A 16,014-nucleotide genomic window follows, 5' to 3' on the forward strand; every position below is an offset into this window, starting at 1 on the left:
CCTTGGATCAGCGAACGGGCGGCAGCAGCTTCGCGAAGTGCGCGGCGGCGGTGAAGGCACCCAGCCGCGCCGACCGCACGCGCGCAGCCTCCGCATCCTGACCCCACAGCTCGGCCTGCCAGTCCTCCTCCAGATTAGCGGCGGCGAACAGGTCGGCCGGGGGGTTGTTATCGAGCGCTGCCAGAGCCACGATCAGCGATGCGGCGAGCGGCGCCATCGTGGCGAGCGCGGCCAGCCGGAACGGGTCCTGACCGGCGAGCACATCCTCCATCCGAGTCAGCGTCTCCGCCGGTTGCGGACGATGGATCACGCCGCTGGTGCGATCGAATGTCACGGCCCAGCGTGTCTCCGCCGCGCGCACCAGCGGCTCCCATTGGTCGAGCTGGCGCCGGTGGAGCGGTTCGTCCGGATCTGCCCGGTAGAGCAGCGTGTCCGTTTCGGCATAACGCAGCAGAGCCGCCACCTGCGCGGCCGGGGCAGGGGCCACCCGGTCGATCGCCAGATCGGTCAGGTCGCGCAAGGGGAAGGCGGTGGTGTCCACCTCCGCCCCCTGCGCCGCCCACTCGGCGGCCAAGGCATCGGCGAGGGCGCGGGTCGGCACGATCTGCGCCGCGCCGCCCTGGGTGCGAACGGGCCGACCGTCCAGCAGCACCTGCCAGCCGCCATCCCCTTGGGCGACCGTGGCTTCCCGCCAGAAACGCTTCACGGGCGCGGACTGCGCCAGCGGCGCTGCAGCACGCGCGGGGCGATGAAGGCGACGGCGAAGCCGATGGCGAGCAGCACCATGCCGCTCCAGTAAGGCAGGCCGAGCTGCCCCTCCGTCACCATCAGCGCCAGCAGGACCAGCGCCACGCCGATACCGCGCACCACGCCAAGCATGACCCAGCGGTTGCGGGCCGGATCGGGGGTCGTCATCACAGCAATCCTTCCAGTTCGGCCGGGCTGTCCACCACCGCCGCCGCCCCGGCGGCGATCAGTTCGGCCCGTTCATGGTACCCCCAGCTGACGCCCAGCGCACGGACGCCGGCGGCCTCTGCCATGGCCATGTCGAATACCGTGTCGCCGATCATCGCCGCATCTTCCGGCTGTGCGCCGACCTGCGCCAGCGCCGCCTCCAGCATGGCGGGGTGTGGTTTTGATGGGTGGCGGTCTGCCGTCTGCAAAGTCACAAACAGGTCGGCGAGGCCATGCGTGGCGAGGCAGGCCGCAAGGCCGCGATCGCTCTTGCCGGTAGCGACCCCCAGCAGCCAGCCATCGGCATGCAGCCGGCGCAGCATCGGAGCGATGCCGTCATACAACGGTTCCTGCAGCCGGCCTTCCTCCCGCGCCAGCCGGAATGCCCCCTTGTAGGCGTCGACGGCACGGGCAGTCGCCTCCGCCGAGGCGGCCGGCGCCAGCCGGGCCACCGCCTGCGGCAGGCTGAGGCCGACGATCCGCCGTACATCGTGGCTGGACGGGGCGGGCAGGCCGGCTTCCTGAAAGGCATGCGCCATGGCCGCGCAGACTTCCGCCTGGCCATCCACCAGCGTGCCGTCGCAATCAAACACCGCCAGCTTCACGCCGGCCATCAGCGCCGCGGGCCCTTGGCTGACGGCTTGTCGGCCGCGGCGCCACGTCCGCGCCGCTCCCCCCGGCGGGCCTTGCGGTACTGCTTGGCGTGGGCGCGCGCCGCCTGTTTCTTCTCATCCCGGCTGCGTTCGGGCGGCGGTGCCTGCGGTTCCGCCCGGCTGTCCCCCTCGTCGAAGCCGAGATAGGTCATGCTGGCGGCGAAATGTTCGGGCAGGTCCGCGGTCACGTCCAGCTTGCCGCCGCCCGGCGCATCGATGATCAGGCGGCGCGCGTGGAGGTGCATCTTGCGGCTGACCGCGCCGGTCAGGAACGCCGCCGGACCGCCATACTTGCCATCGCCCACGATCGGGTGGCCGATCGCCGCCATGTGGACGCGCAACTGGTGCGTGCGCCCGGTCAGCGGTTGCAATTCCACCCAGGCGGCGCGGTTGCCGGCGCGATCGACCACGCGGTAACGGGTCCGGGAGGCCTGGCCCCCTTCCTCGTCCACATGCATCTTCTCGCCGCCGGTGCCCGGCTGCTTGCTGATGGGTGCGTCGATGAAGCCTTCGCTCACCTCCGGCACGCCGATCACCAGCGCCCAATATATCTTCCGCGCGGACCGGCCGGAAAACCGCTTGGAGAAAAAGGCCGCACTGCCCGGCGTGCGCGCGACCAGCAGCACGCCCGACGTGTCCTTGTCCAGGCGGTGGACCAGCCGTGGGCGGGGCGCGCCGTCATCGGCATAGGCGTCCAACAGGCCGTCGACATGCTGCCGCATGCCGGTACCACCCTGGGTGGCGAGGCCCGGCGGCTTGTTCAGCACCAGCGCAGCATCGGTCCGGGTGATGAGCATGGCGGCCGCCTCGGCCCGTTGCTCCTCCGTCAGTTCGCGCCGCTGGCGGTCCGGCGCGGGCAGGGCGGCACCGCCGGGCGGTACGCGCAGCACCTGCCCCGTGGCCAGCCGATCCTCCGGCTTGGCGCGGGCGCCATCGACCCGGATCTGCCCGGTGCGTGCCCAGCGGCTGATCGTGGCGAAGCCGACCTGCGGCAGGTGGCGCTTGAACCAGCGGTCCAGCCGCACGCCGTCGTCATCGGCCGCCACGGTGAACTGGCGGACGCCATTCTCGGGCGCGGTCATGCCAGCCACCGCACGGCGTTGAGGCCGATCATCAGCCCGCTGATGCCGAGACCCACCGACAGCATCAGGTACAGCGCGGCAAAGAGCAGCTGGCCCCGCTCGATCAGCAGCACCATCTCCAGGCTGAAGGCGGAGAAGGTGGTGAACCCGCCGAGCAGGCCGGTGCCGAGCAGCAGCCGCGCCTGTTCGCCGCCGCCGCCCTTGGCCAGCACGCCGGCGAGCACGCCCATCAGCAGGCTGCCGATGGTGTTCACCGCCAGGGTGGCGAAGGGGAAGGTGCCGACGATTGCGGGGCCGAGCCAGCCGGTCAGCCATCGACCTGCCTGCCAGCGAAGCAGCGCGCCGATGCCGCCGCCGAGTGCCACGGACAGCGAGGCGAGAAGGGGTGTAGCGTTCATGATCGCCCGTGCCTTAGCGCCCGGCGGCGGGGCAGGGAACCCGTCTGCTGCAGCCGGGGGACTCAGCTGGCGGGTGGCGGCCGCTGCCCTGTCGCCCTGGCAGCTTCCACCGCGCGGCGATCAGCCTCCGCCTGCCGGTCCGCCGCGACCATCTCCTTGTCCAGCCTGGCCGCCGTGGTGCCCACCTGCTTCTGCGCCGCGTCATAGCGTTCGTCGAAGCTTGGCTCCTGCCGACACGCGGCAAGGCCGAACAGCGTCAGGGTGCAAAGGGGCAGCAGTCGCGGCATCAGTAGTTCTTGCGATAACGGGCGCTGACATTGGTCGCCCCCGAACCGCCCGCCTGGCTCAGGATCGACAGTGCCGGAGTCAGGCTCACTTCCAGCTGGGTGGCGGTGAAGCCCTGCGCGTCGGTGATGAACTCCACGTAGATGTCGTCCGTCAGGTACTGCCCGGCGGCAAGCGCCGTGCCGCGGCCCGTCTCGTCATCGCTGCCCAGGATCCGCAGCCGATCGATGCCGGAAGCGGCGCGGAGCTGACCGAGCGGGTTCAGCCCGCCGCCCGAGCCACGCAGGGAGTTGAGCGACGCGGCAAGCTGCACCGCCTGGATCGCCGACAGATTGCCGACCGAGCTGCCGAACAGGATGCGGCTGAGGATCTCGTCTTGCGGCAGGCCGGGGGTGGAGGAGAAGGTGATCTGCGGATTGAACGCGCGCCCTTCGACATTCACGTTGACCGTGACGTCCTCGATATCCTCTGTCGCGACGATGGTGATCTGCGGATCGATCGTGTTGCCGCCGGTGAACTGGACCCGCCCATCGCTCAGTTCGAAGGAGCGGCCGGCAAAACCCAGGGTACCGCGGATCAGCTCCACCTCGCCGGACATGCTAGGTGCGGCGCTGGTGCCCGCGACGTTGAAGTTCGCACGCCATTCCGATTCCAGGCCCATACCGGAGACGTAGAGCCGTTCGGGCGCGACCAGGTCGATGTCGAGCGCGAGCTGTTCGAACAGGCCGGCGGACGGCTCTGCCGGCTCGTCCCCGGTGATGCGCTGCGGGCCGCGTGGCGGCTTGAAGCGGACGCCGGTCAGCGTCGGCACCTCGGCCGCGCCTTGCCGCACGATCTGATAGCGGGTTTCCGGCAGCCTGATCTGCCCGGCCAACAGGGCGTTCTGCCCCGCCGCCTTGGTCAGGCGCAGATTGCCCGTCGCGCGTGCAGCGATCTGGTCGCTGTCGGCGAGTTCCGCATTGTCCATCGTGACGGCGATGTTCATCGGATACCCGGCATCGGCGGCCAAGCTGACGAAGCCGTTGGCGCTGACCGTGCCGTCACCCGCCCGCGCGGTCAGGCTGCGGACTTCCAGCCGATCGCCGGTGAACCGGCCATCGATCGCCATGTTGGTCAGCCGGGTGCCGTAGGTCTGGTTCTGGTAGGTCAGGTTGCTGGACCGGACGAGGCCAGCGAAGGAGGGGGCCGACACCGTTCCGCTGAAATCGGCGGCGACGCCAACAGGACCGCTGAGGCTCTGATCCACCTGCCCGGCGAAGGAGAACAGCGTGTCCGCCGGTCCGTTGTAACGGATTCCGCCGCTGAGCGGCGCGGCCAGCAACCGCTCGCTCCAGGTGCCGGCACTGGTGCCAAGGGGGCGGAGAGAGGCGACCATGCGGCCGATCACGGCACCGCGATCACGCATCACGGCGCGTGCCTCGCCACCATCGGGCAGCAGCTTGCCGACGAAGTTGATGTCGATCGGCCGGCTGACCGCGGCGGCGGTCGTCCGGGTGAAATTGTCGATCGACAGGCGGGCATCGGCGCTGGGGAAGGCAGTGCTGCTGGCCTGCGCGAAGTCGAGGCTGCCGGTCGCCCGTCCGCCGATACCAGCACCCGGCGCGAAGGCGTTGAGGATGGTGAGGTCGAGCCGGTCCAGGCGGGTCTGCAGCTCGATCCCCTCGCCATACTGGCCGGCGAGGCGGACATCCCCCTCACCAAAGGTGATACGGGTCGGCAGCAATTCGTAGGTGCCGTCACCCGGCACGATGCGGGCGGGGCTGGCGGTGCGGAAATCAATGCCGCGGACCCGGCCCTGCAACGCGGCGCGCCACAGTTCGGGTTGCAGATCGGCGTTCATCGCCACGCGGAACGGCACGCCGCTGGTCCCTTCGGCCAGCACTTTCGCCAGCCCACGGCCATTCTGGTAGTCGACCTGCGCGCGGGCGGCGACGATGTTGAGCGCGCCATAACGGGTCTGCGCCAGTTGCGCGTCAGCCACCACGCGGGGCTGGTCGTACAGCACGATCTGCGCGTCCACGATGGCGGAGCCGATCGCCAGCTGGGCCGGGCCGGGGAGGACCGTGTTGCGGGCGCGCAGATTGACCAGCGCCTGCTGGTACTGGCCCAGGGCCGACAGGCGCACCACGCCACCCAGGCCGTTGCCATTGGCGGTCAGCTGTCCGGCGAACGGGCCGGCATTGGTCTGCTGCACGCGGCCGGCGACATCGATGCCGCCCAGATTGGCGTTGTTGATGGTCAGCGTCAGGGGGGCGCTGGTCGCCAGCACCACGTCAGCCGTCAGCGGGCCGTAATCCGTGGCGGCGGTACCCTGCAGGCGATAGCCGCCGCGCGCACCGGTGATCCGCGCCTGCACATCGGCGAGCCCGATGCCGAAGCCGGGCCGCTCCACGGTGATGGTGGCATTGGGGTTGGCGATGGTGCCCGCGACCTGCACGCCCACCGCGCCATAGGCGGTGGTGGTGCCGTTCAGCGCCAGCGTCAGCCGCCCGTCCGGCGACCATGATCCGCGGCCACCGGTGATGCGCGCATCCGGTGCATCGAGCCTCAGATTGCTGAAGCGGACCACGCCGTCGGGGCCGTACAGCACGTCCGTCGCCGCCACGGCATTGCCGCCGAGGAAGTTCAGCACGCTGTCGTTCAGCAGCCGGGTGGACCGGGCCCGAACGCGGCCCTGCATGGCAAAACCGCCGGTCGGCACCGTCTTCAGGTCGATATCGGTGTCGATGTTGAAGATGCCGACGCTTTCCAGTCGGTAATTGTCGATCCGCCCGTCGATCGCACCGGTGTAGAGCCCGGTGGAAGTGTCGGCGACCACGATCAGCCCGGCGTCGATCCGGTCAGAACGGATGCGCAGATTGTCCGACAGGATGCGCGTGCCGTCGATCGCCAGATCGCCCGCCAGCCGCACATTGCGAAGCGTGCCGCCGGCCACTGTGTCGAGGCCGACGATGCGGCTGACGCGGGCGTCCACGGGGATCAGGATCTGGTCCGCATCCACGCGTGCCGCGCCGCTGGCGGCGAGGTTTTCCAGACCCATGTCGTTCATGAACAGACGGGTAGCGTTGATCTGGTACTGCACCGCAGGCGTGGCGAAGGCGCCGTCCAGCACCAGCTGCGCGCGCAGACCACTGCCCGCCAGATTGGGAGCGATCGCCGCCGGCTTCAGCAGCACGAAACCGAGCCGCAACTCGTCAAAGCTGTTGTCCGACAGGTCCACCAACCCTTGCGTGTTCAGGCGGAAGGCATCGGAATTGATGTTGCCGGCAAGGTCGACCCGGCGTTCATCCAGCCGGCCGGTCAGGTCGAGATTGAGGATTGGGCCCAACAGGGTCGCAGTCGGCCCTTCGAACAGGCGCGCCACGCGCGTGGGCCCCCGCAGCGTGAAGGTGCCGTCACGCGCTAGGACCTGCACGCGGGCGAAGGCGTCACCGGCGAGATCGGCATTGAGGCGGCCGTCCCACTTGGTCCAGCTACCGCGCCCGTTCACCTGCACGCGCAGCGGATCAGTCAGGCCGGCCATGGCGGCGATGACGCCGCCTGCCGGTGCGTTGAGGTCAAGGTCGATGTCGAGCTTGTTGTCCTCCGGCACGGCATCCAGCACCAGTGCCACCGTATCGCCACCGGAGATGCCGGCACCGCCGATGGTGCGGCCGTTAAAATCCACTTGAGCACGGCCGTCGGCGATATGCACCTCGCCATCCATGCCGACGATGCGGCGTTGGCCGCTGACCGGCGCCTCCGCCACAAAGCGGCCGATGCGCAGGGTGTCTACATCGATGTCGTAATCTGGCAGCAGCGGTGCGTCGCTGGGCGGCGTCTCGTTGAATTGCGGCAGGCGGGCGAGGGTGATGAGCGGGCTGGTCAACGCGCGCACATCGATATGGCCGTTCACAAAGGCAAAGGGTCGCCAGTCTACCGCGACTTCCGGACTGCTAACGAACACGCCCTGCGGATCGGAGATGGCGAGGTCGCGGATGGTCATGCGGCCGTAGATTGATCCGTCGATCCGGCCGATGCCGATCTGCATCCCGTTTTCAAATTCGAGCGCCTCGATCTGGCGCACCACGAAGCGCTTCCCCGGTCCGGTGTTGATGCTAAGGAGCACGGCGGCGATCAGCACGACAAGTGCCAGCAGCACGATGCCGACCCACTTGGCGATGCGCAGCCCCAGATTGTGGTGTCGCGGCTCGGTGCGGTCGAATGTCTCGCCTTCGGCCGGGATCATGGTGGGCTCGTCCGTCATCAGAAAGCCTGCCCGATCGAGATGTAGAGGTTGAGGCGGCTTTCGCCCCGACGGCGCGCCATGGGGGTCGCGATGTCCACGCGCAGTGGGCCGAAGTTCGTGTAATATCGCGCACCGACGCCGACCCCGATGCGGATATCGTCAAAGGTCGGGTAAGTCTCGGTATAGACCTGCCCGGCATCGACGAAGCCGACGACGCCGAAATTGCCGAAGCGATAGCGGACCTCCGCCGCACCCTCCACCAGGCTGCGGCCGCCGATCGGGCGGATCAGCGTCTCGGGCTCATCCGAATCCTCGTCCGTCGGGTCGAAATCGGGATTGGCGTACTCGACCCGCGGGCCGAGCTGCTGGAACCCGAAGCCGCGTACCGACCCACCACCGCCGGCATAGAACCGGCGGGATGGGGCGAGATCGAATCGGTCGATGCCCTGGATCGTGCCGAAACGCAGGCGCCCCGCCACCACGAAGCTGTCGCCGATCGGCAGGTAGGCGCTGCCGTCAATGCGAGCCCGCAAATAGGTGTCGAACCCGTCCTGCAGCGACGCCTCGGGCTCCACCAGAGCGGTCAGCCGGAAGCCGCTGGTGGGGTTCAGCAGGTCGTCCGACGTGTCGAAGCCGGCTTGGCCGGTCAGCCCGCCGATGAAGAAGGTCCGGTCCGCCAGATCGTTGATGGAGAAGTCGAAATCCTCCTCGACCGAGCCGAGGATCTGCGCGCCATAGGCATAGGTGAACCGCTTCTGCCAGATGGGCGTGGAATCGTAGGTGACCAGGGTCGCCAGCCGGCCAGTGTAAGCCTCGAACGCGTCATAATCGCTGTGCAGCGCTTCCGCTGTCAGGCTGAAAGTCCGGTCACGCCGCCCGGCGTTGGAGCGGCGGAAAGTGACACCTGCGCCCTGTTCGCGGGTACCCAGCACGGCATTGGCGATCAGCGCGCCTTCGGGCGGGAACAGGTTGCGGTGGGTCCAGCTGCCTTCGACCCGGACGCCCTGGCCGGTGCCGTAGCCAGCGCTGCCGGCGATCGTGCGTGGCGGGCCGGCATCCTGATCGACCAGGATAGTGGCATATTGGGTGCCGTTGCCGGCATCCTCCCCCGTTTGTTCCGGGCTGACGGCGACTGTGTTGAACAGGCCGGTGGCGACCAGCGCCTGACGCAGGTCGTCCACCATGCGGCTGTCGTACAATTCGCCGCGATCGAAGCGGCTGAGCACCTCGATATGCTCCGCATCGAAGGCGAGGTTGCCGGTGGTGCGGATGCCGCCGAACACCGACCGCGGGCCGACCTCGATCGGCAGGGTGTAGTCGCCGCCGCCGGTCTCGGGATCGAGCAGGATATCGCGTTGGCCGACCTTGGCGAAGGGATAGCCGTTCTCCGGCAGGGCGACCGCCACCTGCGCCTCCGCACCCTGTACACGCTCGGCGATGATCGGCTGCCCGACCTCCAGCGCCAGGTTGCTGGCGATCAGGTCGTCGGGCACCGTCGGCGTCGCGTTCACGTTGATGCTGGCGAAGTTGTAGCGTTGCCCCGGGACCACATCAAGCACCGCGGTCAGCGGCGCGGCATTGTCCTCCCCCGTACGGTCCAGCCGCGTGGTGACGGCGGCATCGTACCAGCCTTCGGAAGCGAGAATGCTCTTCAGCAGCGCGCTGTCTTCGGTCAGGCGGGCGGAGATCTGGGCGACATTGGCCGCCTCGTCATCCTCGCCAAGCGCGGACAGGTCGTCGAACATGGCGGTCAGATTGGCGGCGCTGTCATCGTCCACGGCTTCAAGCCCGTTGACCTGGACAACGTAGGCGACCTCCACCGGCTCGGCGTCGCTTTCCGCCTCGGTGAACTGCACCTCTTCCACCTGGAAGCTTTCAAGCGGCGGCAGGGGTTCGGTCAGCGCGGTATCGGTGATGGGCGCATCACCGATGACCTCCTGCGTGTCGCCATCCGCCAGCGCGGCGTCGCCTGCCGGCGGTGTTTGCCCCTCCGTCGGGGCGGCACCGGCCTGCTGCGCTGCCGCTGTCTGCTCGGCAGCGACGCGGCGTTCGAAATCCTCGATGGATTCGAGCGGACCTTCCAGATCGGCATCGGCGTTGTCGAGCGCGGGGACCGTCGCCTCGAATTCGGCATCGGGGATGACTGGCTCCACCGCGGGCAGTTCTGCATCAGGCGGGGGTGGCGGCACCTCCAGCGGGGCCGGCTGCGTCGGCTGGGCGGTGCCCTGTGATGCGGCGGTATCCTGTGCCTCAACGGCGCTTGCCGCGACCAACGTCGCGAACGCCAGGGCGATGCCGCTGACGCGCGTCAGCGTTCGACGTCGCCGCGCAAGGGCACCAATCCGGCGCTCACCTGTTTCCTGCCTGAGCCCGCCCGCATTGTGCAAAAGAGGATTCCCCACTTGATCCCTGATGGTCTTGCCCCCGCCAGCACCTCCCCGGATGCGCCCGCTGGCGATCATCAACTTTCCGCCGACGTGAATGGTTCCCCTGTTGAACCAGGTGCTCACAAGGCGCCTGGAGCAGCTGCATGCTCGCCACTGGAGGTGCCGCGCGCTGGCTGGATCGAGGTGATCAAGCGGATGATGACGATGTGGGGGTACCACAACCTGTCGCTGGTGGGCGCGGGGGTGGCGTTCTTCACCTTCCTGGCGCTGACCCCGCTGATCGCGGCCACCGTGATGATCTACGGCCTGATCGGCGATCCGGAAACGGTGCGGCGGCAGATGCAGGCGCTGGTGGAGATCATCCCGCAGGAAGCGGCGGTGCTGATCCAGGATCAGTTGCTGGGTGCGGTGAACGCCAATGCCGGCGTCACCGGTTTCGCGCTGATTATCGCCTTGTTCTTCGCTATATACGGCGGCACCCGCGCGGCGAACGGGCTGATCGGCGCGCTGAACATCATCAACGAGGAGCACGAGAGCCGGGGCATGGTCACCCTGACGGTGCGCGCCATGCTGCTGACGATGGCGGTGATCTTCGTGGCACTGACCGGACTTATCAGCGGCGGCGTGTTCGCTTGGTTGCAGACACAGACCCAAATCCTGATCGGGCCAGGGACTGACTTCTTCTTCAGCCTGCTTCCGTGGATTGCGTCCATTCTGCTGGGTAGTGCCGGGTTCGCGGTGATCATGCGCTACGGCCCGGATCGCCGGCCCGCCAAGTGGCGCTGGCTGGCGCCGGGGGCCCTGCTGGCGACGATCCTGTGGATCGCCATCACCTTCGGCTTCTCGTTCTATGTCGCCTATGTCAGCGATTACAATGCCACGTACGGCTCGCTGTCGGCGGTGGTCGTGTTCCTGATGTGGCTGTTCCTGTCCGCCTACGGCATCCTGGCCGGTGCGCTGCTGAACGCCGAGCTGGAGCGGCAGACGACGGTGGACACCACCGCGGGCGAACCCAAGCCGATGGGGCAGCGCGGCGCCGTGCTGGCCGACCTTGCGGAAGGCGGGATGAGCATGGAGCAGTGGATGGCGAAGGCGGAACAGCGCAAGATGCGCCGCCACATGCGCAAGATGAAGCGGCGCGAGGCCGCGGCCTGACCGGCCGATGCGGGCCGGCGCCACGCGCCAGCCCGCGTTATCAAGACTACTTCGTGGCCACGTTGGGGTACGCAACGCCGAGCTGCTCCAGATAGGAGCCATAGCGTGCCGGATCGTAGTAATATTGCTGCATCTGCGGGCGCAGCCGGTTCATGACCTCCGTATTGAGGTGGATCGCCGGCTTGTCCTCCGGCGTCAGGACCGGCGCATATTGCTCAGTCGCGAATTGCACGTCCTGCTGGTACCGGCGGGCCGCCGTCACCAGTTCGGGCGTGGTCAGCAGGTCCAGCGTGGTCAAGGCGACCGCCTTGGCACCGGCGACTGCACCCTTGTGCGCCACTGGCGTGGCCATCGCCATGGCGGAGGTGACGTTGTGGCCGATCATGCTGGGCACGTTGCTTGGAAAGCGGATCGTGATGGTCGGCACGGCCCACATGATATCACCGATGTCGTCCGATCCGCCGCCGGTCGGCCGTTCGTTGGTCGGCTTGCCGAGCTCGCCCACCTCGCTGCGCAGCGGCGCCGTCGTCAGCTGGTTCGCCTCTTGCAGCGACCGGGCGAAGGCCTGATCGTCCGCGCTCCATTGCGGCATGCCGACGCTCTGGATGTTGGCATAGGCCGCCTCCGCCAGGGGCTGGTTGCCCCATTGGGGCGCGGCATAGCCCAGCGTGCGGCGGGTGACCGTGGTGCCGGTCATCTCCGCGGCGGCTTCCGACATGGTGTTGCCGATCTCGTACAATGCGCGGATGCCGGCGAAGGTATGGTCGCGGAAGTAGTACCAGACCGATGCATCGCCGGGCACGATGTTGGGCTGCCCACCGCCATTGGTGATGACGTAGTGCGACCGCTGGGTAAGCGGCAGATGCTCCCGCCGGAAGTTCCAGCCGATATCCATCAGCTCCACGCCGTCCAGTGCGCTGCGGCCTGCCCATGGCGCGCCGGCGCCATGGCTGGTCTTGCCTTTGAAGGTGTATTCAACTGAGACCATGCCGTTGCTGGTGCTGGGACCGTAGCTGGTCGAAAAATCGGAACTGACATGGGTGAAGATGCAGGCATCGACCCCTTCGAACATGCCGTCACGCACGAAGAAGGCCTTGGTCGCCAGCAATTCCTCCGCCACACCCGGCCACAGCATCAGCGTGCCGGACAGATTGTGCTTCTCCATCACCTCCTTGGTGGCGAGGGCCGCGGCAACCATCACCGGCATGCCGGAATTGTGCCCTTCGCCATGGCCAGGCGCGCCTTCCACCATCGGCTTGATCTCGCCGGTGCCGGGATACTGGCTGAGGCCGAGCAGCCCGTCGACATCGCTGCCGAGCGCGATCTTCGGCCCGCCGCTGCCGCGAGTGTAGGTGGCGGTCCACGCAGTCGGGATGCCGGCCGCGCCCTTCACGATGGTGAAGCCGTTCTCTTCCAGAATGCCGGTCAGATATTCCATTGTCTGGAACTCCTGAAAGCCGGGCTCGGCGAAGCTGAAGACGCTGTCCACCATGACCTGCACCAGCTTCGCGTTTCCGTCGATGCTGGCAGTGGCTTCCTGCTTGTAGGCAGCGGGTGCCTCCGCATGGGCGGTGCTGCCGATGGCGAGAGCGCCGGCGGCGGCGGCGTATAGGGTGGCAGTCCGGAACGCTTTCATCTCAATTGTCCTCCCCAAGGTGGAAAGCAGACGGAGCGAACCTGGATGGTTCGCGCCGCCGTGATGACCGATGTCAGTAACGGACCCGCAGGCCCATCCGGAATGTCCGGCCGAAGGTGTCGTAGCGTGACCTGCTCGTCTGCGGGTATGCGGGCGTATTGTTGCCGTCCGGCCCGTTGCCGACCAGTTCGGGATCGCGATCGAACACGTTCTTCACCGCGAACAGCAGCTGGGCATCGACGCCCCTCAGTTCGAAATCGTAGTTGAAGTTGGTGTCGAAATAGATCGCGCCAGGCACGTCGTTGATGTTGATCGTGCGATACAGTGCCCGGTCCGTGCTGCTGGTGAAGGTCGGGCAACCGGTCGTGCATTCGATCCAGTCATTGTCGTAGGTGCCGCCGGTATGGCCGCGCCCGACCAGCGAGGCGCCGAACCCGCTGTCCATGTCGTAGCCGACGCTGAAGCGGTATTGCAGTTCGGGCAGGCTGAAGGTGCCGGCGGCATCGTCCGTGATCGGGTCGATGCCGTTGTCGGTCACATTTTCCAGCGTGTAGGTGCCGAGCGCCCGCAGCGATAGCTCGCCGGGGCCGACCGGCCGGCGATAGCTCGCCTCGAAGTCGATCCCGCGCGATGTCTGGCTGGCGAAGTTGTAGTTGGTGATGTCGATCGTGACGATGTCGGTCGACCCGGGCGCGGCATAGTTGATGTCGTCGCAGAATTCCTGCTGCGCCTGTTCGAAGCAGAAATTGACTGTCGTCTGCGCGCCGATCTGGCTGATCGCGTCCTCCACCTCGATGTCGAAGTAATCGACAGTCAGGGCGAGGCCCGGCGCGAAGGAGGGTGTATATACCGCACCCACGCCGTAGGTCTGCGCAACTTCCGGATCCAGCAGCGGGTTGCCGGCGAAGTTCTGGACGAACTCGTCCGCCCGCACTGATCCATTGGCCAGCGGCACGTTGACCGAGTTGGTTCGCGCCGTGCCCGGATCGAACAGCTCGGCGATGTTGGGCGCGCGGATGTCGCGCGACACCGTGCCGCGCAGGCGCAGGTCGTCGAACGGTTCGGCAACCAGGCCGGCCTTCCAGGTGGTCACCGTGCCCGATGTCGAGTAATCGGTGACGCGCACCGCGCCGTTGAACTCGACGCCGTCGTACAGCGGGAACAGCAGTTCCGCGTAGGCTTCCTTGACGGTGTACGATCCTTCGATCACCCGGAAGTTGCCGTACAGCCAGAACAGGTTGGGATTGGTGCTGTACTGGTTCTCGTCGGTGTAGCCGTCGACCGATTCCTTGCGCCACTCGCCGCCGAACGCCAGGCTGACCGGGCCGGCCCAGTTTTCGAACAGGTTGCTGGTAGCGAAGTTGAGGCCGGCGACCTCCTGCTTGATGTACTGCGTCCGCTCCGGATAGATGGCCAGGAGCCATTGCAGCGCGTCCTGCGTGACGCCGCCGATGCCGATGCGGTTCAGGGGGACGCAGCCCGGCTGGTCGTTGGCCGGATTGGCATCGATGTTCACGCGGCACACGATATTGCCGCGGCTGTCATAGACCGCGTCCTGCGCGGCGTTCATGCGGTCCGCGCGCCAGGAATTCACCAGCACCTCGTTGGAGGTGGTCTTGCCGTACTGGTAGTAGCCGTCCCACGACCAGCCCATCGATCCCACGTCGAAATCGCCGTTGCCGCCCACGACATAGCGTTCGACCTGCCGGTCCGTCCGGCCGCCGCCGGCAGGGATGCCGGCATTGCTGGTGCCGATCGTGTAGGTCGTCGTGCCCGCCGCATTGTACAATGCCGCCGGCAGGAAGGCGTTGTCCGACCGGATCGGCACGTTCACGCTGGGCGTCTGCTGGTAATAGCTGAGCCCTTCGAACCGGTTGTACGATGCTTGACCGAACAGGGTGAACCACGGCGCGAATTCGTATTCCGCGCGGCCGAACAGCGACAGGCGATCCTCGTCATTCGCCAGCGAGTTGGAGCTGCGGTGATTGGCGCTGGTGATGTCGTAATCGCCGCCGATCATCCACTGTCCGCTGATCGCGCCATAGGCGAGCTGGTTCAGCGTGGGGCGGCCGGTCGCGGGATCGATCACGCCGAAATACGTGCCGCGCCGGGGCCCTGCGGTGATGAGGCCGCCCGGCGTGAAGTTTGACGAGCCAATGCCTGCCTGGATCAGCCGCTGGGGCAGGCCATTGGTGGCCGTGTAGGCCGGATTGTTGATCTGGAAGTAGCCGCTGTCGTTCCAGTCACGATCGATCGTGTGCTGCCCCTCCTGCGTGAAGTATTCGGCCGAGACCACCACATGCCCGCGGTCGTCGGCAAAGGGCGAGCCCAGCGTCATCGAGACCTTGTGGTTCGGGATGTCGCCATAGGTGGTGACGCCGTATTCGTAATCGGCGCTGATGCCGGTGAAATCAGTATCCAGCACGAAATTGACCACGCCCGCGACCGCGTCCGACCCGTAGACGGAGGAGGCGCCGCCGGTGACGACCTCGACCCGTTCGATCAAGGCCTGCGGGATCGTGTTGATGTCGACCAGCCCGGTGGATGTCGACGCGACGGAGCGCTGCCCATCGATCAGGATCAGCGTGCGGTTCTGGCCCAGGCTGCGCAGGTTCAATGCGCTGACGCCGGTCTGCCCGTTGGAGAGTGAGCCCGAATTCGTCACCGCAGTCTGGCTGCCGGTGACGGAGGGCAGGGTGTTGACGAAGTCGGCGATGTTGGCGGGCGCCTCCGTGCTGATCTCCTCCCCGCTGACCACGCTGACGGGGGTGGGCGCGTCATTGCCGTCGCGCACGATGCGTGAGCCGGTGACGATGATGGCCTCGCCGCCATCCGCCGCTTCCCCGGCCGCGGTGTCGACCTGCGGATTGGCCGGCGCAGATGCGATCTGCGCACTGGCAGCGGCGGGAAGCACGGCGATGGCCCCGACAAGGCCGGCTGCGTGGCATAGCAAACGTGCCTGATACCGCCCGCGCAGCTGCGCCCGTTGCGTCGTATTCATGGATCAACCCCCCTGTTGCAGGTGCCTGTTGATCCTCCCCCGCACGCCCGCCAGCGTTGTGTTATCGGCCTCGCAGCGAAGATTTCCCCCGCGAGTGTCTGATGACGGACGACGGCAATGTAACTGAAAGATGGCGGCGCATGACAACTAACTTTCTACGATTCACCGCCAGATTAGATGATTTCTTGCGCAATGTGGCATTCCGACGACAGGATCGCAAACGTCCCATTGACGG

11 protein-coding genes are annotated in these 16,014 nt (G+C 67.3%); 1 reads left to right on the forward strand and 10 read right to left on the reverse strand.

The features are described 5' to 3' along the window. Positions 1-7: 7 nt before the first annotated feature. The 8 genes from V5740_RS01540 to V5740_RS01575 all read right to left on the reverse strand — a co-directional run bounded on the left by V5740_RS01540 (position 8) and on the right by V5740_RS01575 (position 10,002). Positions 8-706 carry an ATP12 family protein gene (locus V5740_RS01540; RefSeq protein WP_347303334.1) on the reverse strand — a complete coding sequence of 233 codons (699 nt, stop codon included), beginning with the start codon at positions 704-706 and terminating at the stop codon, positions 8-10. Further along, the gene (locus V5740_RS01545; RefSeq protein ID WP_347303335.1) at positions 703-915 is read right to left on the reverse strand and encodes a hypothetical protein; all 213 of its coding nucleotides are present in this window, start codon (positions 913-915) and stop codon (positions 703-705) included. Before V5740_RS01545 ends, V5740_RS01540 begins: the two co-directional genes overlap by 4 nt. Next, complete coding sequence (locus V5740_RS01550; protein ID WP_347303336.1) at positions 915-1,568, reverse strand: HAD-IA family hydrolase; 654 nt, start codon at positions 1,566-1,568, stop codon at positions 915-917. The genes V5740_RS01545 and V5740_RS01550 overlap by 1 nt, the downstream gene beginning before the upstream one ends. Beyond that, the gene (locus V5740_RS01555) at positions 1,568-2,689 is read right to left on the reverse strand and encodes an RluA family pseudouridine synthase (protein WP_347303337.1); all 1,122 of its coding nucleotides are present in this window, start codon (positions 2,687-2,689) and stop codon (positions 1,568-1,570) included. The genes V5740_RS01550 and V5740_RS01555 overlap by 1 nt, the downstream gene beginning before the upstream one ends. Next, complete coding sequence (gene crcB, locus V5740_RS01560; RefSeq protein ID WP_347303338.1) at positions 2,686-3,087, reverse strand: fluoride efflux transporter CrcB; 402 nt, start codon at positions 3,085-3,087, stop codon at positions 2,686-2,688. Before crcB ends, V5740_RS01555 begins: the two co-directional genes overlap by 4 nt. 62 nt (positions 3,088-3,149) lie before the next feature. Further along, positions 3,150-3,374 carry a hypothetical protein gene (locus V5740_RS01565; RefSeq protein ID WP_347303339.1) on the reverse strand — a complete coding sequence of 75 codons (225 nt, stop codon included), beginning with the start codon at positions 3,372-3,374 and terminating at the stop codon, positions 3,150-3,152. Continuing rightward, positions 3,374-7,618 (reverse strand): translocation/assembly module TamB domain-containing protein, encoded by a 4,245-nt coding sequence (locus V5740_RS01570; RefSeq protein ID WP_347303340.1) that lies wholly within the window; start codon positions 7,616-7,618, stop codon positions 3,374-3,376. The genes V5740_RS01565 and V5740_RS01570 overlap by 1 nt, the downstream gene beginning before the upstream one ends. Beyond that, positions 7,618-10,002, reverse strand: a complete 2,385-nt coding sequence (locus V5740_RS01575) for a BamA/TamA family outer membrane protein (protein WP_347303341.1) — start codon at positions 10,000-10,002, stop codon at positions 7,618-7,620. The genes V5740_RS01570 and V5740_RS01575 overlap by 1 nt, the downstream gene beginning before the upstream one ends. A gap of 180 nt (positions 10,003-10,182) precedes the next feature. On the opposite strand from V5740_RS01575, the gene V5740_RS01580 reads away from it, so the two are divergent. Then, positions 10,183-11,142, forward strand: coding sequence for a YihY/virulence factor BrkB family protein (locus V5740_RS01580; RefSeq protein WP_347303342.1), 960 nt, complete (start codon positions 10,183-10,185; stop codon positions 11,140-11,142). Between the two features lie 46 nt (positions 11,143-11,188). Here the strand turns inward: V5740_RS01580 and V5740_RS01585 are convergent, their stop codons facing one another. Next, positions 11,189-12,778 carry an amidohydrolase gene (locus tag V5740_RS01585; RefSeq protein ID WP_347303343.1) on the reverse strand — a complete coding sequence of 530 codons (1,590 nt, stop codon included), beginning with the start codon at positions 12,776-12,778 and terminating at the stop codon, positions 11,189-11,191. 73 nt (positions 12,779-12,851) lie between these two features. Continuing rightward, positions 12,852-15,779 (reverse strand): TonB-dependent receptor, encoded by a 2,928-nt coding sequence (locus V5740_RS01590; protein WP_347303344.1) that lies wholly within the window; start codon positions 15,777-15,779, stop codon positions 12,852-12,854. Positions 15,780-16,014: the final 235 nt, after the last annotated feature.

Origin of the sequence: Croceibacterium sp. TMG7-5b_MA50 (assembly GCF_039830145.1) — a bacterium.
Classification (GTDB): domain Bacteria; phylum Pseudomonadota; class Alphaproteobacteria; order Sphingomonadales; family Sphingomonadaceae; genus Croceibacterium.